The organism is Paucibacter sp. B51, assembly GCF_027863535.1.
In the GTDB taxonomy this organism is placed as follows: domain Bacteria; phylum Pseudomonadota; class Gammaproteobacteria; order Burkholderiales; family Burkholderiaceae_C; genus Paucibacter_A; species Paucibacter_A aquatilis.
The window spans coordinates 659,297-684,779 of the sequence record NZ_JAPIVN010000002.1 but is presented as its reverse complement, the minus strand read 5'-3'; the positions used below and the strand labels follow the sequence as shown (position 1 = coordinate 684,779).

Below are 25,483 nucleotides of genomic sequence, written 5' to 3'. Positions count from 1 at the left end.
CCCTATGCGCTCAGATCACAGCCACAGCATGAAGCTGGTCATCCTGGGCCGTGATGGCACGCTCAACGAGTACCGCGACGACCACGTCAAATCGGTGGATGAGCTGGTGCCCGTGCCCGGTGCGCTGGAAGCGGTGGCGCGGCTCAACCATGCCGGCTGGCACACGGTGATGGCCACCAACCAGCCCGGCATCGGCCGTGGCCTGCTGGATATGGCTTCACTGAACGCCATCCACATCCGCCTCAACCAGCTCCTGGCCGAGAAGGGTGGGCGCCTCGACGCCGCCTTCTTCTGCCCGCACACGCCCGAGGAAGGCTGCGATTGCCGCAAGCCCCTGCCGGGCCTGGTGCAGCAGATCGGTGAGCGCTTCGGCGTCGAGCTGCCCACCATCCATATGGTTGGCGCCAGCCTGCGCGATGTGCAGACGGCTCAGGCGGCCGGCTGCGTGCCCCATCTGGTGCGTGGCGCGCGCCTCGGTGATCTGGACGAGGCGCAGCTGGCGGCCCTCCTGGCCAAGGTCCCGGGCGTGCGGGTCCACGCCAGCCTGGGCGCATTTGCCGAGCATCTGATTCAAAAAGACCGGCGCAGCAAGGCCGATGCCCGCGGTCAGGCCCTGGCGCCCGACACCGCCCCGGGGGCGCTCACTTGAAGATCGGTGCCAGTGCGCCACCACCGCCGGGGGCTGTATCGGCGGCTCCGCTGGCCAGCTTGCTGGCAGCGCTGCGTTCCGCCGTGTTTGTGCTCTGGCTGACGGCCACCGTCATCCCCTGGGCGCTGGCGGTGCTTTTGATCTCGCTGTTCGCAAAGGGCGACACGGTGTACTGGGCCTGTGCCGGCTGGCTGCGTCTGGCCATTCACAGCGCGCGCCTGATCTGCGGCGTGCAGTGGCGCATCCAGGGCATGCAGCACCTGCCCAGCCAGGCCGACCGCCGCTCCGCCGTCATCCTGCTGCCCAAGCACCAGAGCACCTGGGAGACCTTTGCCTTCCCGGCCCTGATGTCGCATCCGCTGGCCTATGTCTTCAAACGTGAGCTGCTCTACGTGCCCTTCTTCGGCTGGGCCATGGCGCGCATGGACATGATCCACATCGACCGCAGCAAGCGCGCCGAGGCCTGGGCGAAAGTGGCCGCGCAAGGCAAGCGCCTGGCGGCCCAGGGCAACTGGGTCATCATGTTCCCCGAGGGCACGCGCACCGCGCGCGGCCAGAAGGGCGAGTACAAGACCGGCGGCACCCGCCTGGCCATCGAGACCGGTGTGCCCGTGGTGCCGATCGCCGCCACCTCCGCCCGCTGCTGGCCGCGCAAGAGCTTTTTGCTGCGCCCCGGCGTGGTGGACATCTCCATCGGCCGGCCGATCGCGCCGCAGGGCCGCGAGGCCGGCGAGCTGATGCGCGAGGTGGAAAGCTGGATCGAGTCCGAAATGCAGCGCCTCGACCCCGAGGCCTATCCCCAGACCCAGGCCGGCGCCCGCCGCGCCGCTGCCGCCCCGCCGCCGGCGGGTGCGATGCAGGCCTGAGCCCGGGCGCTTGATCACCACCATGCTCAAGAATCTCTTGCAAGGCGCCCAGCTGAGCCTGTTCGGTCAAGAGGCCGCACCGGCCCGCAGCGAGGTCGAGGTGCTGCAAAATCCGCGCGCCCAGCGCGAGCTCAGCCTGGGTGAACACCGTGTGGCCTATGAGCTCAAGCGGGCGCGCCGGCGCAGCATCGGCTTTGTTGTGGGCGCCCAGGGCCTGCGCGTCAGTGCGCCGCGCTGGCTGCCGCAGGCCGATATCGAGCGCGCCCTGCAGCACAAGGCTGATTGGATCCTGCGCAAGCTGGTGGAGCAGCGCGAGCGCGCCCGCCGGGTCGAGGCCTCTCGCATCGAGTGGCGCGACGGTGCCAGCCTGCCTTACCTCGGCGCGCCCATCACCCTGCGCCTGGAGCCGCAGCGCAACGGCGTGCTCTTCGACGAGGCCGAACGCGTGCTGCGCATCGGCCTGCCTCTGGCAGCCAGCGAGGAGCAGCTGCGCGACACCGTGCAAGCCTGGCTCAAGCGCCGCGCGCGCGCTGATTTCGAGCCGCGTTGCCAGCGCTTCGGCGCCGCCCTGGGCGTGCAGATGACCCAGCTGCGCCTGAGCTCGGCCCAGACGCGCTGGGGCAGCGCCAGTGCCGACGGCTCCATCCGCCTGAACTGGCGCCTGATCCATTTCGCGCCGGCCATCATCGATTACGTGGTGGCCCACGAGCTGGCCCATCTGCGCGAGATGAACCACAGCCCGGCCTTCTGGGCCGTGGTGCGCTCGGTGCTGCCGGACTTCGAAACCGCCCGCGGCCGCCTGCGCGAAGAGTCCATCGTCAGCGAGTGAGCGCGCGGCCGTTTCAGGTTCACCGGTTCACCTGTTCACGTGTTCACCCCTCCCGCAAAGTGAACAGGTGAACGGGTGAACAGGTGAGGGGCGGGCTCGGGTGGGGTCTTATCCCTCTTTGGGGGGGCTTGTCCCCTAAGAGGGTGACGATAGACACTCTGGGCCAACGCTGTCATCACCCGCACCCAGTTCTAGATTCCATACGGCGTGGAATCACTCGCAGCCCGGCTGCCGAGGGGTGCTAAAAGGGGCCGAGTGTCCGCCATCCTTGACGTTGCCTTCGCCGGCAGCCTCAGTGATGGCGGATTTCTTTTGGGCGCAGCGCTTCGGGCTGCTTCAGGTCTTGGGCGCCGCTGCCGGCGTGGCCAGGGTGCGGAAGCGGTAGATGCCGTCGGCACCGCGCTCGCGGCGCAGCTGCCCGCCCAGCCAGAGTGAGTTCAGGTGGGCCACCGATTCGCCCATGGCAAAGGTGGTCTGGTGCAGATCCAGATTGCGCTTGAACAGCAGCTCCAGCAGCTCGGCTGCATGGCAGGGCTTGTCGGCGCAGGCCTGGCGTACATCGGCCAGGCGCTCGACATGGTGCTCCTGCAGCTGCTCGATGCGCGCATGCAGGCCGCGGAAGGGCAGGCCATGGGCCGGCAGCACCAGAGTGTCGGCCGGCAGGCTGAGCAGGCGCTGCAGCGAGTCGAGGTAGAGGCGCAGCGGGTCGGCCTCGGGCTCGACATCGACCACCGAGACATTGGTCGAGATGCGCGGCAGCACCATATCGCCCGAGATCATCAGGCCGAGTGCGGCGCAGTAGAGGCTGATGTGCTCGGGCGCATGGCCGTAGCCGACCAGGCATTGCCAGCTCTGGCCGCCGATCTGCAAGGTCTTGCCGCCCATCAGGCGGCGAAAGCTGGCCGGCACCTGCGGCACCATGCTCGGGTAGTAGCTGCTGCGGGCGCGGATTCTGGCCAGGGCCTCCGGGTCGCTCAGGCCATGGCTGGCGAAAAAAGCCGCGGCGGTCTCGCCGCCCATGCCCACGGTCGAGCCGCTGGCCAGGCGGGCCAGGTGAAAGTCGGTGGCGCTGATCCAGAGCCGGCATTCGTGGTGCGCCGGCAGGCCCGGCGCCACGGCGCCGCTCCAGCGCTGACAGAGCCATTGGGCCAGGCCGATGTGGTCGGGGTGGAAATGGGTGACGATCACGCGCAGCACCGGCAGGCCCTCGAGCTGATCGGCAAAGATGGCTTCCCAGTTCGCCTGCGTCGCTTCATTGGCCACGCCGCAATCGACGATGGTCCAGCCCTGGATCTTGGCCCCCTCGCTGCCGTCGATCTCGTCGCGCAGCAGCCAGAGGTTGATGTGGTCCAGCGCAAACGGCAGGCCCATGCGCAGCCAGCGCACGCCGGGCGCCAGCTCGATCAGTTCGCCCGGGCCGGGACGGGCGTCGCCGAGCGGGTAGTGCAGTTCCGATTCGCGGGGATTGGCCATGGTCGTTCAGCAAGAAGCAGAAATTGGGAGGGGAGAGGGCAAGGCCCGACGCGGCGCCGCCTCGCAGGTGCATAGAATTGCCGCTTACGTCAACGTCAATGCGAGCGAGCCCCAGTTTAGCCATGAGCACCGTCACCCCACCGAATGCCGCGAGCGAGGGTGCCCGCCAGTTCACCATCACCGAGCTGGCCCATGAGTTCGACATCACCCCGCGGGCCATTCGCTTTTACGAAGACATGGGCCTGCTCGAGCCCTCGCGCGCCGGCCGCAACCGGGTCTACACCCACCGCGACCGCACCCGCCTCAAGCTGACCCTGCGCGGCAAGCGCCTGGGCCTGAGCTTGCAGGAGATCAAGCAGCTGGTCGATATGTACGACGCCTCCAGCGGCGCCGCCCCACAGCTGCGCGCCTTTCTGGAGGTGCTGCAGCAGCACCGCCGCCAGCTCGAGCAGCAGCTCGACGACATCGAGGTCACCCTGGCCGAGATCGCCCAGCACGAGGACCGCTGCAAGAGCCTGCTCAAGCAGGTCAAGTAAGAGCCCGGAAGAAGAAAGGGCCGCGGATCAGCGGCCCTGTTTCTAACGGCTTTTTCCCTCAGCTTTTCAGGGCCAGCACCGGCCGCATGGCCATGGCCTGCAAGCCATGGTGCAGGCTGGCGATCAGGCTCACCAGCAGCAAGCCCAGCAGGGCCAGGGCTTGCGGCCACAAACCCATGGCCGCCCGGTCGGCAAACTGGCTCAGATAGCTTTGACCCAGCCACCAGGATAGCGGCAGGGCCAGCAGGGCCGCGATCAGCAGCAGGCCGGCGAACTCACGCAGCAGCCGCGTCAAGGCCTGGCCGGCTGAGGCACCGTAGAGCTTGCGCAGCACCAACTCGCGTGCATGGCGCTGCACCAGAAAGGCGGCCAAGGCATAGACGCCGAAGCCCGCCAGGGCCAGGGCCAGCACGCTGCTGGCCGTGACCAGCTCGGCCAGGCGCAGGTCGGCGCGGTAGGGCTCCTGCATGGCCGCTTCCACGGCTTCCAGCTGCAGGGCTTGGTCCGGCACATAGCGCTTCCAGATCGGTGCGATCAAGGCCTCGGCCCGCGCCAGGCTGGCGGGTTCTCCCTCGCGCAGGCGCAGATTGAGCACCCAGGCGCCGCGGCCCGTGGCCAGCACCTGTTCGCTGCGCTTGAGTGCGAAGGCATGGGGCTGGCTGGGCTGGCGGGTGCTTTCCAGCACCAGCTGCGGCACCACGGCGGCTATGCGCCAACTCTGCTGGCGCTGGGCCAGGCCGGTGTAGGCCAGACGCAGATCCTGGCCCACGGCCTGCTCAGCCCGAGCCCAGCCGAGAGCGCGCAGCGCCGGCAAGTCCAGCACCACCGTGTCTTGCTCGCCCGTGCGCAACTGGCCGGCCAGCAGGGGAATCCGGTAGAGGGTGAAGAAATCGGCGTCGACATGGACGACCCGCAGCTTGCGGGCCTCCCCCCCGTCGCTGCCCAGGTCCGCGCGCAGAAAGCCACCCTCGCGCTCGATCCGACCGCTGCCGGGCACGCTGTCGCTCCAGGCCAGGGCCTGCACCTCGGGGCGCTGTGCCAGGGCCTGGCGCAGGTCTTCCGCCAGCGCCGGGCTGGCGCCGTCGGGCAAGCGCAGGGCCAGCACGCCGTGGGGGTCAAAGCCCAGGTCACGCGCCAGCACATGGCGGTTCTGCAAGCTCAGGATCAAGGCCAGGCTGCAGACCAGGAGCGCCACGCCGAACTGCAGCACGGTCAGGGTGCGGCGCAGCCAGCGGCCTGAAGCGCCCTCACTGGCTTGCCGGCCTTGCAGGGCGGCGGCCGCATTCTGCCGCCAGGCCAGCCAGGCCGGATAGAGGCAGACCAGGCCACCCAGCAGCGTGCAGCCCGCGGCCAGGCCCAGCAGGGGCAAGGCTTGCAAGAGGCTGTCCGGCACCGGCAGCTGCAGCACGCCGGCCAGCCAGGGCACCATCAACCAGGCCAGCAGCACCGCCAGCGCGGCCGCCAGCGCGATGCTCAGTTGCGCTTCGGCCGCGAACTGCAGCAGCAGGCGGCGCGGGCCCAGGCCCAGGCTTTTGCGCACGGCAATCTCGCGCTGGCGTTGCACCGTGCGCACGCTGCTGAGGTTGATGAAATTGAGCAGGGCCAGGCTCAACAGCAGGACCGCCACGCCGCCCAAGGCCCACAGGGCTTGCACCCGCAGGCGCCCTTCGCGGCCTTCGAAGGGCAGGCGGGTGATGGGCAGGGCGCGCATGAAGGCCGCTTTGCGGCCGTCGGCCGTCCAGTCGGGCGGCAGCTGCTTCATGATGGGGCTGGCATCGAGCAGGGCTTGAGCCAAGGCGCCGACCTGAGCGGCGCTGGCGCCGGGTGCCAGACGGCCATAGATGCGCCCGGTGATCTGGAACCAGGCGCTGCGCATTTCCTCGTCGAGCTCGGCGGCGGGCGAGTCGAAGCCGATGAAGGCCGGCTCGCGCAGCGTGCTTTGTGAGCCCGGGTCGGCCAAGAGAGCGCAGACGCTGAGCATGTGCTTGCCCGCGTGCAGAAGCTGACCCAGGGCGGGCCGCTCGCCGAAGAGCTGGCGGGCCAGGCTCTGTCTCAGGACGATGGTGTCGGGCCGGGACAGGCAGGCCTTCAAGTCGCCTTGCAGGCTGCGCAAGCCGAACAGCTCGACGGCGCTGACATCCAGGGCCAGCACGGCGCTGCGCTGCTGGCGCTCGCCCACGCGCAAGGTCAGCCAGTCGCTGCTGCTGCGGCTCAAGTGCTGGAGCGGCGCGCCGGATTTCTGCAGAGCTTCGTGTAGGGCAAAAGGCGCCCCCAGAAACCAGTCCTCCTGGCGGCCCGGCATATTGCCGTGGAAATCGAGCATCACGATGCGCTCGGGCTCGTGAAGCGCCGGGTCAGGCCGGTAGCGTTCGCCCAGCATCACGGCCAGCAGGTAGCTGGCTGCCAGAGCCAGGGCCAGGCCCAGGATCAGCACCGAGGCATTGAAAGGGTCCGCCCGCAATTGCCGGGCCGCCACGCGGAGGTCGAGCAGTCTCATGCTTGGCAGGTCGCTTCAGTCGCGCAAGGCCATGATGGGCCGCATGGACATGGCCGCCAGGGCATGGCGCAGGCCGGCCAGCGCGCTCATCAGCAAGGTGCCGAGCAGCGCGGCCAGCAGCGGCCAGCCGCCCATCTGGGCGCGCTCGACAAAGCCGCTCAGGTACTGCTGGGCGATCCACCAGATCAGCGGCAGGCTGATCAGGGCGGCCAGGCCCAGCAGGGGCGCGAACTCCTTGATCAAGAGCGCGGCGATGTGGCGGTGGCCCGCGCCGTGCAGCTTGCGGATGACGATCTCCAGCGCCGCGCGCCGTACCGTGTAGGCCGCGAGGGCGTAGACCCCAAAAGCGGCCAGCAAGAGCGCCAGGAGGCTGGTGACGGCGATCAGGCGGCCGATATTGCGGTCCAGGCGGTAGCGCTGGGCCAGTTCTTCATGCACGCTGCTCAGCAGCAGCACATCCTCAGGAAAGTAGCGAGGCCATGCTTCTTGGGCCGCTGCACGCAGGGCAGGCAGGTCGGACCCGGCCAGCGTGAGCACGCTGTGGCCATGCTTGAGCAGCATGAAGAGCTGGGGCTGGCGGAGATCGCGGGCCGATTCTTGCCGGATCGGGCCGCTCACTGCCTGCACCCGCACCTCAAGATCCTCGGCCAGCATCACCTGTCCGAGCGCGTCGTTCGGCGAAGCAAAGCCCATGGCTTGGGCCGACGTGGCGTCGATCAGCACGGGCCAGACTTGTTTGGGCACGCTCGGATCAAAAGGTGAAACCTCGGGCACGTTGACGCCATCGAGACTGCCTGCCAGCAGAGGGATGCCGTAGGTGTCCACGAAGCTGCCGTCGGCCAGACTGCGACGGGTGGAGACCTTGGTCGCACCGCGCGTCAGGCTGACCACGGCCCCAATGCCGTTCCGGCCAGGGATGTCGTCACTCATGCTCAGGCGCTGCACGCTCGCGTGCCCTCGCAGGGCTTCGTACAGGCCGAGCTTGGCTTCGCGCTTGGCACTTGGCGGTAGTTCGATGGCCAACAGACCTTCGGTCTTGAAACCTGGGTTCAGGCGGGCCACGAACTCGCTCTGCCAGACCACCACCACGGCCGCGCCCGACAGGGTCAGCGCCGCGCTGAATTGCAGCACCGTCATGGCGCGGCGCAGGCGCCGGCCGGCCGCGCCCTCGCTTTGCTTGCGGCCTTGCAAGGCCGGTGCGCAATGCACGCCCAGGGCCACGCGCGCCGGGTAGAGCCCGGTCAGCGCACCCAGCAGCAGGCAGCCCAGGGCCAGGCTGATCAGCTGCGCCGGGGCGAACAACTTGGTGGCGAACTGCACATCGAGCAGGTCGGCAAAGCCTGGCGCCAACAGCCAGGCCAGCAGCAGGCCGACGACGCCGGCCAGCGAGGCCACCAGGCTGGACTCCAGTACAAACTGCAGGCCCAGGCGCGCCGGGCTGGCGCCCAGGCTCTTGCGCACGGCGATCTCGCGCTGGCGGTGCAGGGTGCGCACGCTGCTGAGGTTGACGTAGTTGATGGCGGCCAGGGCCAACATCGTCAGCGCCATGAGGCTGAGCGCGCTGTAGAGCATCAGCCGGGTCTGGCTGCCGCCGCCCTCGAAGGGAATGCGGGTCAGTGGCATGGCACGCACGAAAGCGCTCTTGCGACCGCCGGCGCGCCATTCGGGCGGTACCTCGGTGGTGCCAGGGCTGCGGTCGAAGATGGACTGCATCAAGGTGCCGAGCTGAGCCGCGCTGGCGCCATCGGCCAGGCGGGCGTAGACATTGCCGTTGATGAAGTACCAGGCGCGCAGCATCCAGGGGGCTTGGTCGGAGGCGGGCGACTCGAAGTTGGCCAGCACATCGAACTCCAGCTCGCTGTTCGCGGCCTGGCGAGGCAGCAGGGCCGCGACCGTCATCTCCTGCCCGCGCATGCGCAGGCGTTGGCCCAGCACATCGCTGCTGCGGCCGAACAGACGCTCCGCAGCGCCGGTGGTGAGGGCCACCGTGTCGGGCTTGCTCAGCGCCGCCCGCACATCGCCGCTCAGGGCCTTGAGGCCGAAGATGTCGACGAGCTCCGGGTCAGCGAACATGACATGGTTCTTGCTGACCTGCTCGCCGACGCGCAAGCCGAGGTCGCTTTCCGCCACCCGTGCCACATGGCTTACCGGTGCTTTCGCATCGAGCAAGGCATGGCGAAAGACAAAGGGCATGGAGCTGAACCAGTCGTCGTTGCGACCGGGGATGTTGCCTTTGAACTCCAGGCGCACCACGCGATCCGGCCGCGGCACGCTGGGGTCAGGCAGCCAGCGGTCGTTGAGCAGCAGGGCGATCAGGTAGGCGGCGGCGATGGCCACAGCCAGGCCCAGCACCACCACCAGGGAGTAGGCAGGTTCGGCCAGCAGCTGGCGCCAGCTGACGCGCAGGTCTTTGAGTTTCATGAGAGTCCTTTCTGGCCTGAGCTTGAGAATTTTTGTAGCGAGCGGCTGTCAGGCTAGGCGGACGGAGCACAGGAACCGGAACGTACTTCCTGTACGTGAGGATTCCGAGCACCGGACCAACGACGCATGGCAGTCGCGCAGTAGAAAATTCACAAGCTCTCAAGCCGCCATGGCATCGACGAGGATGCGGCCGTCCAGCAGTCGCAGGCAGCGCGAGGCCTGGGCCGCGTGCTCGGGTGAGTGCGTCACCATCACCAGGGTCGTGCCTTCCTCATTGAGCTCGCGCAGGATGCGCATCACCTCGTCGCCTTGGGCGCTGTCGAGGTTGCCGGTCGGCTCGTCGGCCAGCAGCAGGGCCGGGCGCGAGACGATGGCGCGGGCGATGGCCACGCGCTGCTGCTGGCCGCCCGAGAGCTGCGAGGGCCGGTGATTGGCGCGGTGGTCGATGCCCAGGCGCAGCATGGCGGCGTCCACACGGCCGGCGTGTTCGCGGCGCGGCACATCGCCGTACTCCAGGGCCAGCTCGATGTTCTCGCGCACGCTCAGGTCGTCGATCAGATTGAAGCTCTGGAACACAAAGCCGATGCGGCCGCGGCGCAGGGCGCTGAGCTGGCGCTCGTTCCAGCCGGTGACGTTCCGGCCCTCGAACCAGTACTCGCCGCTGCTCGGTGCATCGAGCAGGCCCAGGATGGACAGCAGGCTCGATTTGCCGCAGCCCGAGGGGCCGGTGATGGCCAGGTACTCCCCCGCTTCAATTTCCAGGTTGATCTGATTCAGGGCGGTGGTTTCGACCTCGCTGTTGCGGTGCAGCTTGCTGAGGTTTTTCAGTTGGATCATGGGGTGTTCCTTCCTCGTGGAGTGTTCGGTGCAAATGGGGTGGGCTCAGGTCTTGAGCTTGAGCAGGGTCGCGTCGCCGTAGGCGCGCACCTTGGAGACGATCACGCGCTCGCCGGGCTGCAGGCCGTCCAGCACCTCGATGCGGCCGGCCGCGCGGCGGCCCAGGCGCACCGGGCGGCGTTCGGCTGCGGTGCCTGCCGCATTCAGCACATAGACCCAGGCGCCGCCGCTGTCGCCGTAGAAGGCGCCGTCTTCGATCAGGCGGGCGCGGCTGGGCTGGCCCAGCACGATGCGTGCGTCCAGGCTCTGGCCGGCCTGCAGGGCTGGCGGCATGGCCTGACTGAACTCCAGCTCGACGCCGAAGCGGCCGTCCTTCACCTGCGGCAGGCGCTGGCTGACGGTCAAGGGCCAGGTCTTGCCACCGGCCTCCAGCGTGGCCTGCAGGCCTTTTTGCACGCGCGCCAGGTAGAACTCATCGACATTGCCGGCCAGCTTGAAGCTGGCGATGTCGTCGATGCGGCCGAGCCGGTCGCCCGGCTTGACGCTGCTGCCCACCTGCAGGCTGAAGCCGCTGAGCTGGCCGTCGCGCGGCGCCCGGGCGGAGAGGCCGGCGGCGGCCTGGCGCACCACGGCCAGGCCTTCGCTGAGGCCTTTGACCGCGCGCTCCATCTCTGCCACGGCCTGCTCACGGGTGCGGATCTCGGCGGCGCCGTCTTCGCGCGCCTGGGCCAGCAGGCGCTGCTGCTGTTCGCGCTTGAGCTGGGCATCCTCCAGCACCGATTTGGAGACAAAGCCCTGGGCAGCCAGGCTTTGCTGGCGGGCCAGATCGTTCTCGGCCCGGGTCAGCTCATGCTGCAGGCTGCTGAGGTCGCGGCGCAGCATGCTCTGTGCATTGGCGAGCGACGTGCGCTGCATGGCCAAGTTGGCCTGCTGCTGGGCCACCTCGGCCGAGCGCTGCAGCACCTCCTGCTCGCGCTGCGGGTTGGACAGGCGGTAGAGCAGGGCACCGGCCTTGAGCATGTCGCCGTCGCGCACCAGCACCGCGTCGACGCGGCCGGCGTCGGTCGCATCCAGCAGCACCTGGTGGGCGGGCACGACCTGGGCGCGCAGGGTCAGCTCGTCGCGGAACTCCCCGTCGGCCACGGTCGAGATGCTCAGCTCGGCCAGCGGCACCGACAGGCCGCGCGGCACGCTGAGGTAGAGCGCGGAGGCCACGGCCAGCGCGGCCAGGCTGAAGCCGGCCCAGCGCAGGGCACGGGCGTACTTCTTCTTCGGCAGGGGGCGGTCCATGGCGGCGCCGGTGACGGGGGGCAGGCGGTGCAAATTCGCGTTCATGGCCGCTGTGTTTGCAAAGCGCGTGCCAGGCTGAGCACCGCTGTTTCCCATGCCGTTGCCGGGGCGACTGTCCGGGAGCGGACACCCGGCCGCCATGTCGCCCGAGCAGCTGTCCGGAATCGGACAGGTGCGCGCCCCAGCGCGCTGCTAACCTCGCGCCATGGCGATCTTGATACTGGACGACGACCCCGATGTGGCCCTGGCAGCGCGCTTGCTGCTGCAGCGCCGCTTCGGCCCGGTGCGTCTGCTGCATCAGCCCGAAGCGCTGCTGCCGGCCCTGGATGCGGGCGATGTGGAACTGCTGCTGCTGGACATGAACTTCCTGCCCGGCCGCACCGATGGGGCTCAGGGTTTGGAGCTCTTGCAGCGTGCCCTGGCCCACAGCCCCGAGCTGCCGTTGATTGTGATGACGGCCTATGCCGAAGTGAACCTGGCCGTGGCCGCGCTCAAGGCCGGCGCCTTCGACTTCGTCACCAAGCCCTGGGACAACGCCAAGCTCTGCGCCACCGTGGCCGCAGCCCTGGCCCGACGCGCGCCGCAGGGCGGGGTGGGCCAGCCCTCGGCCCTGCTCGGCGAGGCGCCGGCCATGCGCGAGCTGCGCGCTCTGATCCAGAGCGTGGCGCCGACCGAGGCCAATGTGCTGGTGCTGGGCGAGATGGGCTCGGGCAAGGAGCTGGTGGCGCGCGAGATCCATGCCGGGAGCAAACGCGTCGGCGAGATCTTTCTCGCCGTGGACCTGGGCGCCCTGTCCGAGACCACGCTGGAGAGTGAGCTCTTCGGTCACAAGCGCGGCAGCTTCACCGATGCGCGCCAGGAGCGGCCCGGCCGTTTTCAGGCCGCGGCCGGCGGCACGCTCTTTCTCGACGAGGTGGCCAATCTGCCCCTGGCCGGCCAGGCCAAGCTGCTCACCGTGCTGGAGCGCCGCGAGGTGACGCCGCTGGGCGCCGATCGGGCGCTGCCGGTCGATGTGCGCATCGTCAGCGCCACCAATCTCGACGAGGCGGCGCTGTTCGACCCGCTGCGCTTCCGCCCCGATCTGCTCTACCGCCTCAACACCATCGTGCTGCGCGTGCCGCCCCTGCGTGAGCGCCGCGAAGACATTCCGCTGCTCGCTCGCCACTACTTGGCCGCCTATGCCCATCAGTACGGCAAACCGCAGCGCGACTGCAGTGCCGCCGCCTGGCAGGCCCTGCAGGCGAACGACTGGCCGGGCAATGTGCGGGCTCTGCGCCACGCCTGCGAGCGGGCCGTGATCCTGGGGCAGGGCATGCAGCTGGAGGCGGCAGACTTTGGCTTGAGCGCCGCCATCATTCAAGCCCCAGCGGCTGCGACTGCGGCGACTTCGAGCGCCGGTCCGAGCCTCAGCCTGCATGAGCGTGAGCGCGAGGCCCTGGACCAAGCCCTGCGCCAGGCCGAGGGCAATATCAGCCAGGCCGCGCGCCTGCTGGGCCTGAGCCGCGCAGCGCTCTACCGACGCATGGAAAAGCATGGGCTCTGAGCACCCGCCGCTGTCGCCGGCACAGCTTCAGCTGCGACGCAGCCAGCAGCTGCGGGGCCAGGTGCTGCTCGCCGCCCTGCTGCTGGCGCTGGGTGCGGCCGGCCTGGTCTGGCAGCAAGGCTCGCCGCGCTGGCAGGTGCTGATTGTGCTGGCCCAGTTGGCCGTGGCGCGCTGGGGCTGGCTGGCTTTGGGGCGTTTGCAGCTGCCCGCACCCGCCCTCGATCAGCCGCAGGGCAACCCGGCGCTGCAGGCCGATCTGCAGCAGAAGCTGAGCCTGCTGGAGGGCGAGCTGGAGCATGTGCCGGTGGCCTTGCTGCGCATCAGCGGCGAGCAGGTGACGGCGCTGAACGTGCGTGCGCGCCGCCTGCTGGCGCCCGGCGGGGCGCTGGAGCGCGTGGCCCTGCTGGCGCAGCTGCGCGAGGCCCGCGGCGAGGCCGGACGCGAGCTGCTCAGCATCGCCACCGAGCGCGGCCAGGAGCGCTGGCTGCTGGCCGGCAGCCGCCTGAGCCTGGGCGGTGTGGACGCGCGGTTGCTGGCCTTGCTGCCTCTGGAGTCCGAGCTGGAGGCCGAAACCCTCAAGGCCTGGCGCCAGCTGGTCCATGTGCTGACACATGAGATCATGAACTCGCTCACGCCGATTGCCTCGCTCTCGCGCAGCGCGCGCGAGATGCTGGGCGACCCCGAGGCCGGGCCCGACCTCAACCTGGCCCTGGACACCATCGCCCGCCGCGCCGCCTCGCTCGCGGCCTTCGTCGGTCATTACCGCAGCATCAGCGAGCTGCCGGCGCCCCAAGCCGAGGTGCTGCAGCTGTCCGAGCTGTTTGCGCGTTTGGAGCAGCTGGTGGCGGCCGACTGGCGCGCCCGTGGCGGCGAGGCCAGCTTCACGGTCGAGCCCGAGAGCTTGAGCCTGCGCGCCGACCCGGGTCAGCTGGAGCAGGCCTTGCTTAACCTGATCAAGAACGCCGCCCAGGCCACGGCCGGTGTGCCGCAGCCGCGCCTGCAGGTGCGTGCCCGTCTGGTGCGCGGCGGCCGCCTGGCCCTGGAGGTGCGCGACAACGGCCCCGGCGTGCCTGCGGGTCTGGAGAACGACATCTTCCTGCCTTTCTTCAGCACCCGCAGCGCGACTCAGGCGCGCGAGGATGGCAGCCACGGCATCGGCCTGGCCCTGGTGCGCAAGCTGATCCACGGCATGGGCGGCACGGTGCGCTACGTCAAGCCGGTGACGGGTGGGGCCTGCTTTGTGCTGAGCTTTTAGAGCGTCGAACAGCAGCTCAGGCCAGGGGCAGGTCCTGGCGCAGGGCCCGCGACTCCTCGTCATGCAGCGCCACCACGGCCTGCAGCTCGGGGTGGATGAAGCCACTGCCCAGGGTTTCGAGATAGCGGCAGGCGGCGTAGCTGGCGGCCTGGCTTTCGTAGCGCGCGATCCAGTCCTGGCGCGCCGGCATCTGCTCCGGCGACACCGGCCAGGTGCCGGAGCGCGGGCGGATGCGGCCGGCGAGGCCCATGCGCCAGGGCTTGCCGCTCAGCCGTGCGCGAAAGCAGTTCTGGTTCAAACACATGCGCACATAGTTCTCATCGGCGCCGACGGCCTGGAAGAAGGCGCGGCTGAGGTCGGAACGTGCTGCCATGGTCTCGTGCGTGGCCAGCAGGCGCAGTCCGGCCGGTGTCTGGTAGAGGCGCAGACTCCAGTTGGGGTGCTCGGCCAGAAAGGCCTGGATGCGCCGACGCTGGACTTGCAGCGGCCCCCCGCGCACGGCCAGCCACAGGCGCCGGACTTGCTGCGTGGCGGGCGCCGCCAGCAGCAGGGACAGAAACAACAGCAGGACAAAGGTGCCAGAACTGCGAAACAGCCAGGCCAGCAGCCCCGACCCCAGACACAGCAGCGCCCAGCCGAGCAAGCCCTGCCAGAGACGGACTTCAGTCTTGAAATCGATGTCGGCGAACAGGGCATGTTCGGTGTTCAGGCAGCGCGCGCCGTAGGCATTGCGAGTCACGACCAGTTCGCCCTGGCGTGCCAGGACCTCTTCGCGAATGGGCACGCCCTCGCTGCCGTTGTAGGGCATCTTCAGCTCACGCGCCGTCAAGGCCTCGCCGGCCATGCGGCGCCGCACAGCCTCCTCGACCCGGGCTTCGGCCATGGCCTGCGCATCCTCGGGGCTGAGGCTAGACCAGCCGAAACGCCTCACGGTGACGGCATGGCCTCTCCTTGTTTGTGTGCGACGGGCTTCGGCCCAGTGGTCGGGAATGATCATGGTGGCAGGTGTTCTGCGAGGCAGGGGTGGCGTGGGTTCTGGAGATTATGTGGCTCCAGCCGGATCGCAGAAGCTTGCCCCGGGTTTGCCCCGATCCTCAGTCCGAGAGCCTCAGCCCGCGAACCTCAAGGGCCACACCACGCGAAAGCGCTCGCAGGCGATCAGGAGGTCTTCGCTGAACACCCGCCCGGCGCGTTCGCATTCGCGCGTGAAATACTCGCGGTGTGCGCGCCGCCAGAACGCCAGTGATCCGTCGCCTTCGCCCTCGGTGGCAGCGAACTCGGCCGTGACCTGCTCAAAAGGCGTCAGATCCACCTGGAGGGTTTCGATGATGCACAGGGCGCGGTCTTGCGAATTGGTGACGATGCTGAGCAGGCCCGGCCGAGGCAGGCCCAGGCCCGAGGCCTCGTAGAACCAGACGGCGTCGGCGGTCGCACGCTTGCGGCCGGCCAGCACCAGTTGAGCGAGTTCATCGACCAGCTCGGGCGTGTCCCCGAACTGGCAGACCTCGTAAAAGCGTTCGTCGTCGAGCCCCTCCTGGCCGCCGCGATGAGCGGCGTAGGCTTGCCAGAATTCCTGCAGATGCGCCGGGATGCGTGGATTCATCGTCCTTGAGGGGGCGTGTCGTGGGCGCCGCTCAAGGCAGCAGATCGGCCACATCGTTCCAGGCCTCGGGGGCGACGCGGCCCTCGTAGCGGCGCACCACGCGGTTCTGCGCGTCCACGACCAGGGTCAAGGGCAGGCGGGCAGGCGCGGGCCCGGCGTCCAGGCGCAGAGACAGCAGGCCCGGTGGCGGCTTGTGCATGACGTTGCGGATCTGCTCATAGCTGCGCCAGTCCTCGGCCTGCTTGTCGACATTGACCTGCACCACGGACACCGGCTTCTTGCGCCAGCCTTCCAGGTTGGCGCGCAGCTCGGCCAGGGTGTCGCGGCAGACCGCGCAGGCGGTGGACCAGTAGAAGACCACGGCCACGCGGCCTTTCAGCTCGCTGGGCGCAAAGGCTTCGCCACTGAGCTTGCTGGCCTGCAGCTGCCAGTTGCTGGGCAGGCCGGCGCCAGTGGGGCTGTTCATCAAGAGCTGGGCCGGGTCGTTGGCGATGGTGTTGCTGGCAGTGCTGCTGGCCTTGGCATGCAGGGTGGCGGCGGGTTTGCTTGGGGTCACCACACCGGCGGTCGGGGGCGTCTGGCTGAAAGCGCTGGAGTGCAGGCTGGCCAGCGCGATCCATGCGGGGAGCATCAGGCAAGCGCGCAAGTGGCGAGGGGGAGAAGCGCAAAGCGCTGTGCAGCAGGAGGCAGAAGAACAGGAGGCGGCCGAAGACAGGGGGAGACGGGTCTTGAGGGATGACGTCAGTGGCATCGCTGAGTGTCCTGGGGTGGAGGGGTGAGCTCAGGATGCTCAGTTGAGGCGCGGAATTCAACTGCGATTTTGGGGGTGGGTAATATCACCCGAGCATCACTGTAAACTTATCCAGTGATTCCCTCTGATGCCCCTTTGCCCGCGCCGCCTGCATCGACTGCCGCGACTGCCGCGACTGCCGCGAGCGCCCCCCCGGCGCTCAGCCGCCCCCAGCTCAGCCGCTTGATGAAGGTCTGGCGCTCGGGCGGCTGGCCCTGCCGCGATCCGCTGGAGATCGACCTGCTGGCCGGTGGTTGGGTGGAGTTGCGTTGCCCGCCCGGCGGCCACGAAACCCTGCAGCTGACGCCCGCCGGCATTGCCGCCCTGGCCGCCTCGCGCCAGCGTGGCCAGCGGGCGCTGAGCCTGCATGACCGCCTCGCCTGCCGCATGAGTGAACAGCTGATGCGCCAGGACGGCCGCATCGTCTGGCGCGAGTTGTCGCTGCGGGCCCAGGTTCAGGCCGAAGCTTCATCACCGCTCAGGGCTTCTTCCACGCCGCTGTTTGGCGAGGACTTGCTTGATGCGCCCCGCGAGGCCGCGCCCAAGCAGCCCTGGCGCATGGCCCGCCCCGATCTTTTTTCGGTGCGCAACACCTCGGTGGCGGCTTATCTGCAGCCCGTGGTGCACGAGATCAAGGCCAGCCGGGCCGATCTGCAGTCCGATCTGCGCCATGCGGCCAAGCGCGAGTCCTACCAATGGCTGTGCAGCGCCTGCTACTACGTGTTCCCGGCGGGGGTGGCCGAGCCCGAGGAGTTGCCGCCTGAATTCGGCGTTTGGGTGCTGCACGGCGAGGTCGAGACCGGTCGGCTGGAACTGCTGCGCCCGGCACGCTACCAGCCCTGCGAGCTGCCTTTTGCCGTCTGGATGGCGCTGGCCAAGGCCACGCCCGATCGGCTGGAGGGCGAGAGCCCGCAAGCCCATCTGGGTGAGCCGGGGATGCAGCCCGAGGCGGATCTGCCCGGCGACCCGGGCAGCCCGGCGTGAGCGAGACTGCCGCAGCTGCCGAGCTGGTCGTCGCCGTCCGCGCCCTGTGCGAGTTCAGCGCCAAGGCCGGCGATCTGGACCTGCGCTTCACGCCGGCACCCACCGCGCTGGAGGGCATGGCCGGCCATGCCCTGGTGGCCGGCCGGCGCGGCAGCGGCTACCAGACCGAGCTGAGCCTCAGTGGCGTGTTTGTTGAACCGGAGTGTGGTGCACGTTTGCGGGTGCGCGGCCGCGCCGATGGCTGGGATGCCGGCCGCCAGCGCCTGGAGGAAATCAAGACCCACAAAGGCAGCCTGGACGCCCAGCCCGCCAACCACCGCGCCCTGCACTGGGCCCAGCTCAAGGTCTACGGCGCCCTGCTGTGTCAGCAGGAAGGCCTGGCGCGGGTCGAGCTGGCCCTGGTGTACTTCGACGTCTTGGCGCAGAGCGAAACCGTGTTTGCGGAGACCCACAGCGCCGCTGATCTGCAGGCATTCTTTGCCGAACAATGCGGGCGTTATGTCGCTTGGGCGCAGCAGGAGCAGGCGCACCGCGAGGCGCGCGATGCAGCCCTGCTGGCCCTGGCTTTTCCCCATGCCGACTTTCGCCGCGGGCAACGTGCCTTGGCCGAGGGTGTCTACAAGGCCGCGGTCTCGGGCCGGGTGCTGCTGGCTCAGGCGCCCACCGGCATCGGCAAGACGGTGGGCACCATCTTTCCCATGCTCAAAGCCATGCCGGGCCAGAAGCTGGACAAGCTGTTTTTCCTGACGGCGAAGAGCTCCGGTCGCCAGCTGGCATTGGAAGGCGTGGCGAAGCTCAAGACCCCACCAGGCAGCCTGCGCGTGCTGGAGCTGGTGGCGCGCGACAAGGCCTGCGAGCACCCCGACAAGGCCTGCCACGGCGAGAGCTGCCCGCTGGCTCAGGGCTTTTACGACCGCCTGCCGCAGGCCCGTGCTGCCGCCGTGCAAAGCGGTTTGGCGCTTGAGCGTGCGGCCGTGCGCGCCCTGGCTCTGGCCTTCGAGGTCTGCCCCTATTACCTGAGCCAGGAGCTGGTGCGTTGGGCCGATGCGGTGGTGGGCGACTACAACTACTTCTTCGACAGCAGCGCGCTCCTGCATGGCCTGACGCAGCAGAACGGCTGGCGCGTGGGCCTGCTGGCCGACGAGGCGCACAACCTGCTCGAGCGTGGCCGCAAGATGTACTCGGCCGAGCTGGAGCAGGACAGCTTGCGTGGCGCCAAGCTGGTGGCGCCGCCCTCGCTGAAAGCGCCGCTCGATCGCCTGCAGCGGGCCTGGACCAAGCTCAGCAAAAGCACGGCCGGCGATGAGGCAGCCGAGCCCTATCAAGTCGTGAAAGAGTTGCCCGAGGCCTGGATGCAGTCCTTGCAGCAAGCCACCGCGGCCATCAGCGAGCAACAACAGGCGGGCTCGGCCAAGCCACTGGAGCCGGCGCTGCAGAACTTCTTCTTCGAAGCCCTGGCTTTTGCCCGCTTGGCCGAGCAACTCGATGCCCACTCGCTGTGTGACCTGACCCTGCGCAACAGCAATGCCCCCGGCTTTGCCAAGAGCCAGGCCAAGCTGCACACCACCCTGGCCATCCGCAACATCGTGCCCGCGCCCTTTTTGCGGCCGCGCCTGCTGGCGGCCCACACGGCCACCTTGTTCTCGGCTACGGTGCAGCCGGCCGGCTTTTACGCCGACCTGCTGGGCCTGCCCGAGAACTGGGCCTATCTGGAGGTGGAATCGCCGTTTGAGGCGGCGCAGCTGGAAGTGAAGGTGGCGCGCCAGATCTCCACCCGCTATGCCGACCGCCAGCGTTCCCTGGCCGCCCTGGTCGCCCAGATCGGCGCACAGTTCCAGGCCTGGCCCGGCAACTACCTGGCCTTTTTCAGCAGCCACGATTACCTGCAGCAGGCGGCCGAGCTGTTCTCCCGCGAGCATCCGGGCGTGCCGCTCTGGCCGCAGGCGCGGCGCATGAGCGAGGCCGAGCAACAGGCCTTTCTGCAGCGCTTCACGCCCGAAGGCCAGGGCATCGGCTTTGTGGTGCTGGGCGGCTCCTTCTCGGAAGGCGTGGACCTGCCCGGCGCGCGCCTGATCGGCGCCTTCATCGCCACCCTGGGCCTGCCCCAGGTCAACCCGGTCAACGAGCAGTTTCGCGCCCGGCTGGAACAGCTCAAGGGCGCGGGTTATGACTACACCTACCTCTACCCGGGCCTGCAGAAAGTGGTGCAGGCCGCCGGCCGTGTGATCCGCACCACCGAAGACCGCGGCGTGATCCATTTGCTGGACGACCGCTTTGCGCGGCGCGAGGTGCGGGCTTTGTTGCCGAGCTGGTGGCGGGTGGAGGGCTGAACCAGATGCCGTGCCGCGATAGGGGCTGCGGCTCGCGCCCTGCATTCACGGCAGGACATGAAGCCGCTCACAAATCCAGGTTCGACGGCAAGCGCAGCGAATCACAGCGACAAGGCCTCTTTCTCGGCGGGGAGTCCTTGAGTTTCGGTCAGCGTGATTGAGGCGTCAGGGTCGGGCTTGCGAAGCCGGGGCGATGGCCCGATTGCGCAAGGCCTCGATGCGGTCGAGGCTCATCTCAAGCACCACATTGCTGTCTGACGCGATCAGGCTCACGATGGCCTCGCGCGGTCCCTGGCGCCAGGCGGGGCTTGCATAGAACGCGGCCTGGTCGGCCTCAAGGGCGGCCATGTCGCGGAAAGCGCGCATGAGGAAATAGCTGTCTGCGTCATGCAGCGAGGGGCCCAAGTCGACGACGTCGAAGCCCCATTCCCGCATCAGAGGCAAGCTGTGTTGGCTGATCAGACCATGGAAGCGATCTCGGCTGCCTGGCACCAGCTGGTAGCCGCGAATTTCGATCACGGGCATGCGGGTTCCCCTGCGAGGGACTCGGCAGGGCGGAAGTCCATCACCCAGTTGACTTCCCAGCTGACACCACCATCGGTGGAGAACGCCTGCTCCCAACGCGGCTGGCCCAGTTCAGAGCACTGGGTCCACAGGAAGCGAACGCGGATGGCTTGGCCTCTGAGCGTGTCGTCGGCGTAAAAGTAGCCTTTGCCATCCTTGAAACTGCCCACAACGGGCACATCGAGCCGATCGGGATGGCGCCCATCCAGCCACCAAATCGACCACAAGCCCGTCGCTGCATTGAAGCTGCGAAGCGTCAAGGCCCGGTAGTCGCCATCGGGCAGGTGGATCAGGTTGTCATCGATATTGGCATGGCCCCCGAGCAGCGTCTGCATGCTTGAGCTGCCATCGAACTGCTCCCATTCCTGGCAGCCCGTCAGCCGCTCCTTGAGCCGGCGGTGCTGTATCTGCCAGGAGCCGACGAAGAAGTCGAAGTCAGCGGCGGCGCCGATGCTGGGGGGAACTGGGATGCTGGTGCTTGGATGTGCCATGCCTGTGTGCTCACGGGGTCTGGGGGGTGAAGTCCGAAGCCTAATTGGCCGGCCGACCTTGTGATCGTTTGTTCATGCAAGCCACGCTGTCAAAATTGCAAGCCATCAACGCCCTCGCCGTGATACATCGCCATGACTCAAAGCCCCGCTTCCTGGGATGACTTGCGCGTCTTCCTGCACATTGGCCGTGCGGGCTCCCTGACCGCGGCCGCCGAAACGCTGCAGGTCAGCCATGCCACCGTGTTTCGACGCCTGGGTTCCCTGGAAGCTGAACTGGGCGTGCGCTTGTTTGTGCGCAGCCGGGCTGGCTATGCGCTGACAGACGCGGGGCAGGAACTCATGAAGGTGGCCGCTGAGATGGAGACCGGGCTGGCCTCTGCCACTCGGCAACTCGGCAGGCGTGCGGCCTGGCCGGGAGGGGTGGTGAGGCTGACCACCACCGACACCCTCATGCATGCCGCCCTGGCCCCCATGCTCAGCGCCTACCAGCGCCAAGCCGGCGTGCAGCTCTTGATCAACACCTCGACGGTGCAACAAGACATCTTGAAGGGCGAGGCTGATGTGGCGATTCGCGCGGGCGGCCGGCCGGCCGACCCGCTGGTGGCACGGCGTCTGTGCCGCATCGAGTCCACGGTGTACCGATCGCGCAAGATCGGTGGCGCAAGCCCCAGCAATCTGGCCGATTTTCCCTGGGTCGCGGGTGACGAAACCTTCGCGCATCTGGACTCATCCAAATGGCTGCATCAGCAAGGCCTGGACGCCAAGGCCATGTTGCGCACCAACAGCCACGTCAATGTCTTGAACCTGGTCAAAGCCGGCGCGGGCCTGGCTGTCCTGCCCTGCTATCTCGGCGATCTGGAGCCCGGCATCTGCCGCGTGATCGCGACCCCGCCCAGAGCCTGGCGCAGCGATCTGTGGCTGCTCACCCGCGTGGACCTGCGGCATGTGCCCCGTATCAAACAGCTCTTTGATGCGGTGTTCGAGGGCACACGCCCTATGGTCGAACTGTTTGAGGGGCGGGCGGCATTGCCTTGAGCGCGATGCAGAAAATGTGCGCGCCTCAGAGCGGAAGCCTGCTCTTGCTCAACGAGGCCCGTGATCGATAGGCGCTGCTGCCGCCAACATCGCCGCGTCAGCCTCGCATGGCCAGGGCCTGCCGGCCTTTCAGTCGCGTTGATACGCCGGCAGAGTCGCCCCGCAATGCCGGCAGAACTTGGAGTCGGCCTGGTGCCCCTCGCTGAGGCAGACATGGCAGCTGCGCGTGGTGGCCTTGGGTGCGCTGGCCAGGCGTTGTGCGCTCATTTCGGCTGTCACGATGCCGGTGGGCACGGCCAGCACGCCCCAGCCCAGCAGCATCATCAGCGAGGCAATCGCCCGGCCCAGATCGGTCTTGGGGGTGATGTCGCCGAAGCCCACGGTGGTCATGGTGGTGATGGCCCAGTAGACGGAGGTCGGGATGCTGCTGAAGCCGTTGATCGGGCCCTCGACCACATACATCACCGTGCCCATCACCAGCACGATCATCAGCACCGCGGTGATGAAGACCGAGATCTTGCGCGAGCTGGCCCGCAGAGCCTGGGCCAGGCTGGCGTACTCGGCCACATAGGCATTGAGCTTGAGGATACGGAACACCCGCAGCAGGCGCAGCACCCGCACATCGACCAGGGCGTAGAGCTCCGGCACGAAGAAGGCCAGATAGGTGGGCAGCACGGCCAGCAGATCGACGATGCCGTAGAAGCTCAGCGCATAGCGCAGCGGCTGGCGCACGCAGGCCAGGCGCAGCAGGTACTCGACCGTGAAGACGGCGGTAAAGAAGATCTCCAGCCCGGTCAGCCAGCGGCCATGCTCGTTGTGAATGCTGGCCACGCTGTCCAGCATCACGGTCAACAGGCTCAGCAGCACCATGGCGATCAGGCCCAGGTCAAAGAGCCGGCCGGCGTGAGTGTCGGCCTCAAAGATGATGGTGTAGCAGCGCAGGCGCCAGCCTTGCAGGGGGCGGCCGAACTCGGGTGTCTTGGCGGAGGAGCTGGAGGGCGAGGTCATGCGGGCGATTGTGCCGCCGCCAGGTCGTCAGAGTCCGGCTTCCCAGGCCGTTTGCCAGTGCGCGGCATCCGCCTGCTCGAGCGCTCTCACCAGGCAGGCGGACGACGCGCCGGCCCGGCGCGCGGCCGTCACACGCTCCGCTTCGGTGATGCCGCCAATCGCCACCACAGGCCGACCGGCCATGCGCACCCACCAGGTCAGGTTGTCCAGGCCTTGCGGTCGCCAGGGCATGTCTTTGGTGACCGTGGCCCAGACCGGGCCGCAGGCGATGTAGTGCGGCGCCAGGCTGCGCGCGCGCGCCAGCTCCCAGAGGCTGTGGCTGGAGATGCCCAGATGCACGCCGCTGACCAGGATCCGCTGCCGTTGGTCGTCCGTCAGTGCGGCCCAATCCTCCTGGCCCAGGTGCAGGGCGCGGGCGCCGGCCTGCAAGGCCAGCTGCCAGTGGTCGTTGATCCACAGGGTGGCGCGTGGGTGCGAGCCCAAGCCGTCGACTGCTGAGGCGATGGCGTGGCGCAGCGCCGCTTCGCTCAGGCTCGGGCCTGACTTGATGCGCAGCTGCAACTGCGCATAGCCGGCTTGGGCCAGCGCGGGCAGGCGCTGCGAGTCCTCGGTGATGGCGTACAGGCCCATCTCTGACGGCTGACCGTTTGTTGCTGCTTCCAGCACCTGACGCCAACGTTGCACGGTGCCGGCATTGAGCGGCTCGGCGCCGAAGCTCAGCACCGGCATGGCCCTGGGGTCGGCCATGAAGTCGGGCGTGGCACGCACCGGCCCGGCGCCTGCACCTGCGGCGTGCCCGTCGCGCAGGGTGCTCCAGGTCGCCATCTTGGCGAGCACCAGGGCATCGGCCATCGGGAAGCCTCGCGCCAAGGCTGCGGCGGCAGACGTGGCAAACGTGCAGCCCGTGCCATGGTGGTGGCGGCTGGGCAGGCGGGGCAGGGCCAGCCAACCCTGGGCTTGATGGTCGGGTGCCTGCACATCGATCCAGTCCAGGGCCAGTTCGCGCTGGGCCGGGGCGGAGGCGTCGTCACCGCCGGTGATGCAGACCGCGCGCGGGCCCAGCTCGCGCAGGGCTGCGGCCAGGGCTGGCGGGCTGGTGGGGCTGCCAGGCGGCAGGCCCAGCAGGCGCTCGGCCTCGCGGCGGTTAGGGGTCAGCAGGTCGCAGCGCGGTAGCAGTTGCGCGCGGTAGGCTTGCAGCAAGGCCTCGTCGCAGAAGGCTGCGCCGCCGGCTGTGGCGCCCAGCACCGGGTCGATGACCAGCAGCACGGTGCGGTCGCGCCGCAGCGCGTCCAGCTGCTCGCACAAGGCCTGCACGGCGGCGACCGAGGCCAGCAAACCGGTCTTGATCACCCGCGGGCTCAGGTCTTGTACCAAAGATTGCAGCTGGGCGCGGAGCTGCTCGGCCGGCAGCGGGTAAACCGCGCTCACCCCCAGCGAGTTCTGCGCCGTCACGGCGGCCAGTACCGGGCAGAGATGCACGCCAAAGGCTGCCGCCGCGCGCGTGTCGGCCGAGAGTCCCGCGCCGCCGCCGCTGTCGTGGCCGGCCAGGCTCCAGATCACCGGCGGCGCCGGGTCTTGCAGCCAGTCGGCCAGCGGCGGCTCGGCCGCCCACGGCGAGGGCAGGCTGGGGTGGGGGTAGCGCCTCGTGCCCGGGGTTTCGCTCATGGCGCACTCCCGAGCAGGAAGGCATGGCCGCTGACCGGGGTCGAGGGCACGGCGAAGTCCTGGGTGGCCATCAGCCCGGCCCGGTAGGCTGCGCGGCCGGCCTCGATGGCGGCCTTGAAAGCGCCGGCCATGGCCACCGGGTCGCGCGCCTGCGAGACCGCTGAATTGAGGAGTACGGCATCGAAGCCCAGCTCCAGGGCTTGGGCCGCATGCGAGGGCGCGCCGATGCCGGCGTCGATGATCAAGGTGGTGTCCGGCAGGCGCTGCCGCAGGCTGCGCAGGCCGGCAATATTGTTCAGGCCTTGGCCCGAGCCGATCGGTGCGCCCCAGGGCATGAGCAGGGGGCAGCCCGCGTCGAGCAGGCGGCGGCACAGCACCAGGTCTTCGGTGCAGTAGGGGAAGACCTCAAAGCCTTCGCGCACCAGGGTCTGGGCGGCGCAGAGCAGCTCGAAGGGATCGGGCTGCAGGGTGTGCTCGTCGCCGATCACTTCCAGCTTGATCCAGCGCGTGCCGTAGAGCTCACGTGCCATCTGTGCCAGATTGATGGCCTCGCGCGCGCTGCGACAGCCGGCGGTGTTGGGCAGCAGGCGTGCGCCCTGCGCTTGCGCCGCTTGCAGGGCTCCGGCGACAAAGCCGTTGTCGCCTGCCTGCAGGGTGCGCTTGAGGCCGACCGTCAGCACTTGCGTGCCCGAGGCGGCAATCGCGCGCGCCAGGGTCTGCGGGTCTGGGTAGCCGGCGCTGCCGAGCAGAAAGCGGCTGCTCAGTGCGGCGCCGGGGAGTTGAAAGAGATCGGTGTGGGTGCTCATGGCGGAGGTGT

The 25,483-nt window shown here is 68.7% G+C and carries 22 protein-coding genes; 9 read left to right on the top strand and 13 right to left on the bottom strand.

Annotated features, from left to right (window positions below; genetic code table 11):
• Positions 1-4 precede the first annotated feature (4 nt).
• The 3 genes from gmhB (at position 5) to OOB33_RS23870 (ending at position 2,344) form a co-directional block, all read left to right on the top strand.
• Positions 5-649 (top strand): D-glycero-beta-D-manno-heptose 1,7-bisphosphate 7-phosphatase, encoded by a 645-nt coding sequence (gene gmhB, locus OOB33_RS23880; RefSeq protein ID WP_271010461.1) that lies wholly within the window; start codon positions 5-7, stop codon positions 647-649.
• Positions 650-711: 62 nt separating this feature from the next.
• Complete coding sequence (locus tag OOB33_RS23875) at positions 712-1,515, top strand: lysophospholipid acyltransferase family protein (protein WP_171827802.1); 804 nt, start codon at positions 712-714, stop codon at positions 1,513-1,515.
• Positions 1,516-1,537: 22 nt separating this feature from the next.
• Complete coding sequence (locus OOB33_RS23870) at positions 1,538-2,344, top strand: M48 family metallopeptidase (RefSeq protein ID WP_271010460.1); 807 nt, start codon at positions 1,538-1,540, stop codon at positions 2,342-2,344.
• A 336-nt stretch (positions 2,345-2,680) separates the two neighbouring features.
• Here the strand turns inward: OOB33_RS23870 and OOB33_RS23865 are convergent, their stop codons facing one another.
• Positions 2,681-3,817, bottom strand: a complete 1,137-nt coding sequence (locus OOB33_RS23865; RefSeq protein ID WP_271010459.1) for an MBL fold metallo-hydrolase — start codon at positions 3,815-3,817, stop codon at positions 2,681-2,683.
• 98 nt (positions 3,818-3,915) lie between these two features.
• Between OOB33_RS23865 and OOB33_RS23860 the strand changes: the two genes are divergently transcribed.
• Entirely contained in the window at positions 3,916-4,353 is a 438-nt protein-coding gene (locus OOB33_RS23860) for a MerR family transcriptional regulator (RefSeq protein WP_102766072.1), read from the top strand.
• A gap of 58 nt (positions 4,354-4,411) precedes the next feature.
• Here the strand turns inward: OOB33_RS23860 and OOB33_RS23855 are convergent, their stop codons facing one another.
• From OOB33_RS23855 to OOB33_RS23840, 4 genes are all read right to left on the bottom strand, one after another.
• On the bottom strand, positions 4,412-6,850 hold the full coding sequence (locus OOB33_RS23855) for an FtsX-like permease family protein (RefSeq protein ID WP_271010458.1): 2,439 nt from the start codon (positions 6,848-6,850) through the stop codon (positions 4,412-4,414).
• Positions 6,851-6,865: 15 nt separating this feature from the next.
• The gene (locus OOB33_RS23850; RefSeq protein WP_271010457.1) at positions 6,866-9,271 is read right to left on the bottom strand and encodes an FtsX-like permease family protein; all 2,406 of its coding nucleotides are present in this window, start codon (positions 9,269-9,271) and stop codon (positions 6,866-6,868) included.
• Positions 9,272-9,430: 159 nt separating this feature from the next.
• Positions 9,431-10,108 (bottom strand): ABC transporter ATP-binding protein, encoded by a 678-nt coding sequence (locus OOB33_RS23845; protein ID WP_102766075.1) that lies wholly within the window; start codon positions 10,106-10,108, stop codon positions 9,431-9,433.
• Positions 10,109-10,153: 45 nt separating this feature from the next.
• Positions 10,154-11,443 carry an efflux RND transporter periplasmic adaptor subunit gene (locus OOB33_RS23840; protein ID WP_271010456.1) on the bottom strand — a complete coding sequence of 430 codons (1,290 nt, stop codon included), beginning with the start codon at positions 11,441-11,443 and terminating at the stop codon, positions 10,154-10,156.
• A gap of 160 nt (positions 11,444-11,603) precedes the next feature.
• On the opposite strand from OOB33_RS23840, the gene OOB33_RS23835 reads away from it, so the two are divergent.
• Complete coding sequence (locus OOB33_RS23835) at positions 11,604-12,941, top strand: sigma-54-dependent transcriptional regulator (protein WP_271010455.1); 1,338 nt, start codon at positions 11,604-11,606, stop codon at positions 12,939-12,941.
• Entirely contained in the window at positions 12,931-14,196 is a 1,266-nt protein-coding gene (locus OOB33_RS23830) for a sensor histidine kinase (RefSeq protein WP_271010454.1), read from the top strand. The genes OOB33_RS23835 and OOB33_RS23830 overlap by 11 nt, the downstream gene beginning before the upstream one ends.
• 16 nt (positions 14,197-14,212) lie before the next feature.
• Here OOB33_RS23830 and OOB33_RS23825 read toward each other — a convergent pair whose 3' ends face one another.
• The 3 genes from OOB33_RS23825 to OOB33_RS23815 all read right to left on the bottom strand — a co-directional run bounded on the left by OOB33_RS23825 (position 14,213) and on the right by OOB33_RS23815 (position 16,430).
• Positions 14,213-15,193: a hypothetical protein gene (locus OOB33_RS23825; protein WP_271010453.1), complete on the bottom strand. Its 981-nt coding sequence runs from the start codon at positions 15,191-15,193 to the stop codon at positions 14,213-14,215.
• 111 nt (positions 15,194-15,304) lie between these two features.
• Positions 15,305-15,799, bottom strand: coding sequence for an ASCH domain-containing protein (locus tag OOB33_RS23820; protein WP_271010452.1), 495 nt, complete (start codon positions 15,797-15,799; stop codon positions 15,305-15,307).
• A gap of 31 nt (positions 15,800-15,830) precedes the next feature.
• Positions 15,831-16,430, bottom strand: a complete 600-nt coding sequence (locus tag OOB33_RS23815; protein ID WP_171827745.1) for a TlpA family protein disulfide reductase — start codon at positions 16,428-16,430, stop codon at positions 15,831-15,833.
• Positions 16,431-16,775: 345 nt separating this feature from the next.
• Here OOB33_RS23815 and OOB33_RS23810 point away from each other — a divergent pair, with 345 nt between their 5' ends.
• Together OOB33_RS23810 and OOB33_RS23805 are read left to right on the top strand one after the other, a co-directional pair.
• Complete coding sequence (locus OOB33_RS23810) at positions 16,776-17,573, top strand: hypothetical protein (RefSeq protein ID WP_271010451.1); 798 nt, start codon at positions 16,776-16,778, stop codon at positions 17,571-17,573.
• Positions 17,570-19,903 (top strand): ATP-dependent DNA helicase, encoded by a 2,334-nt coding sequence (locus OOB33_RS23805; RefSeq protein ID WP_271010450.1) that lies wholly within the window; start codon positions 17,570-17,572, stop codon positions 19,901-19,903. Before OOB33_RS23810 ends, OOB33_RS23805 begins: the two co-directional genes overlap by 4 nt.
• A gap of 165 nt (positions 19,904-20,068) precedes the next feature.
• On the opposite strand, the gene OOB33_RS23800 is transcribed toward OOB33_RS23805, so the two are convergent.
• Positions 20,069-20,428 (bottom strand): NIPSNAP family protein, encoded by a 360-nt coding sequence (locus OOB33_RS23800; RefSeq protein WP_271010449.1) that lies wholly within the window; start codon positions 20,426-20,428, stop codon positions 20,069-20,071.
• Positions 20,419-20,958: a DUF1579 domain-containing protein gene (locus tag OOB33_RS23795; protein WP_271010448.1), complete on the bottom strand. Its 540-nt coding sequence runs from the start codon at positions 20,956-20,958 to the stop codon at positions 20,419-20,421. The genes OOB33_RS23800 and OOB33_RS23795 overlap by 10 nt, the downstream gene beginning before the upstream one ends.
• Before the next feature lie 132 nt (positions 20,959-21,090).
• Between OOB33_RS23795 and OOB33_RS23790 the strand changes: the two genes are divergently transcribed.
• Positions 21,091-21,993 carry a LysR family transcriptional regulator gene (locus tag OOB33_RS23790; RefSeq protein WP_271010447.1) on the top strand — a complete coding sequence of 301 codons (903 nt, stop codon included), beginning with the start codon at positions 21,091-21,093 and terminating at the stop codon, positions 21,991-21,993.
• 129 nt (positions 21,994-22,122) lie between these two features.
• Here the strand turns inward: OOB33_RS23790 and OOB33_RS23785 are convergent, their stop codons facing one another.
• From OOB33_RS23785 to OOB33_RS23775, 3 genes are read right to left on the bottom strand one after another with little or no spacing between them, the layout of a single operon-like run.
• Entirely contained in the window at positions 22,123-23,001 is an 879-nt protein-coding gene (locus OOB33_RS23785; protein WP_271010446.1) for an ion transporter, read from the bottom strand.
• A 27-nt stretch (positions 23,002-23,028) separates the two neighbouring features.
• Positions 23,029-24,666: a bifunctional hydroxymethylpyrimidine kinase/phosphomethylpyrimidine kinase gene (locus OOB33_RS23780; protein WP_271010445.1), complete on the bottom strand. Its 1,638-nt coding sequence runs from the start codon at positions 24,664-24,666 to the stop codon at positions 23,029-23,031.
• A complete protein-coding gene (locus tag OOB33_RS23775; protein WP_271010444.1) occupies positions 24,663-25,472 on the bottom strand; it encodes a thiazole synthase in 810 nt (269 codons plus the stop codon). The genes OOB33_RS23780 and OOB33_RS23775 overlap by 4 nt, the downstream gene beginning before the upstream one ends.
• Between the last annotated feature and the right edge of the window lie 11 nt (positions 25,473-25,483).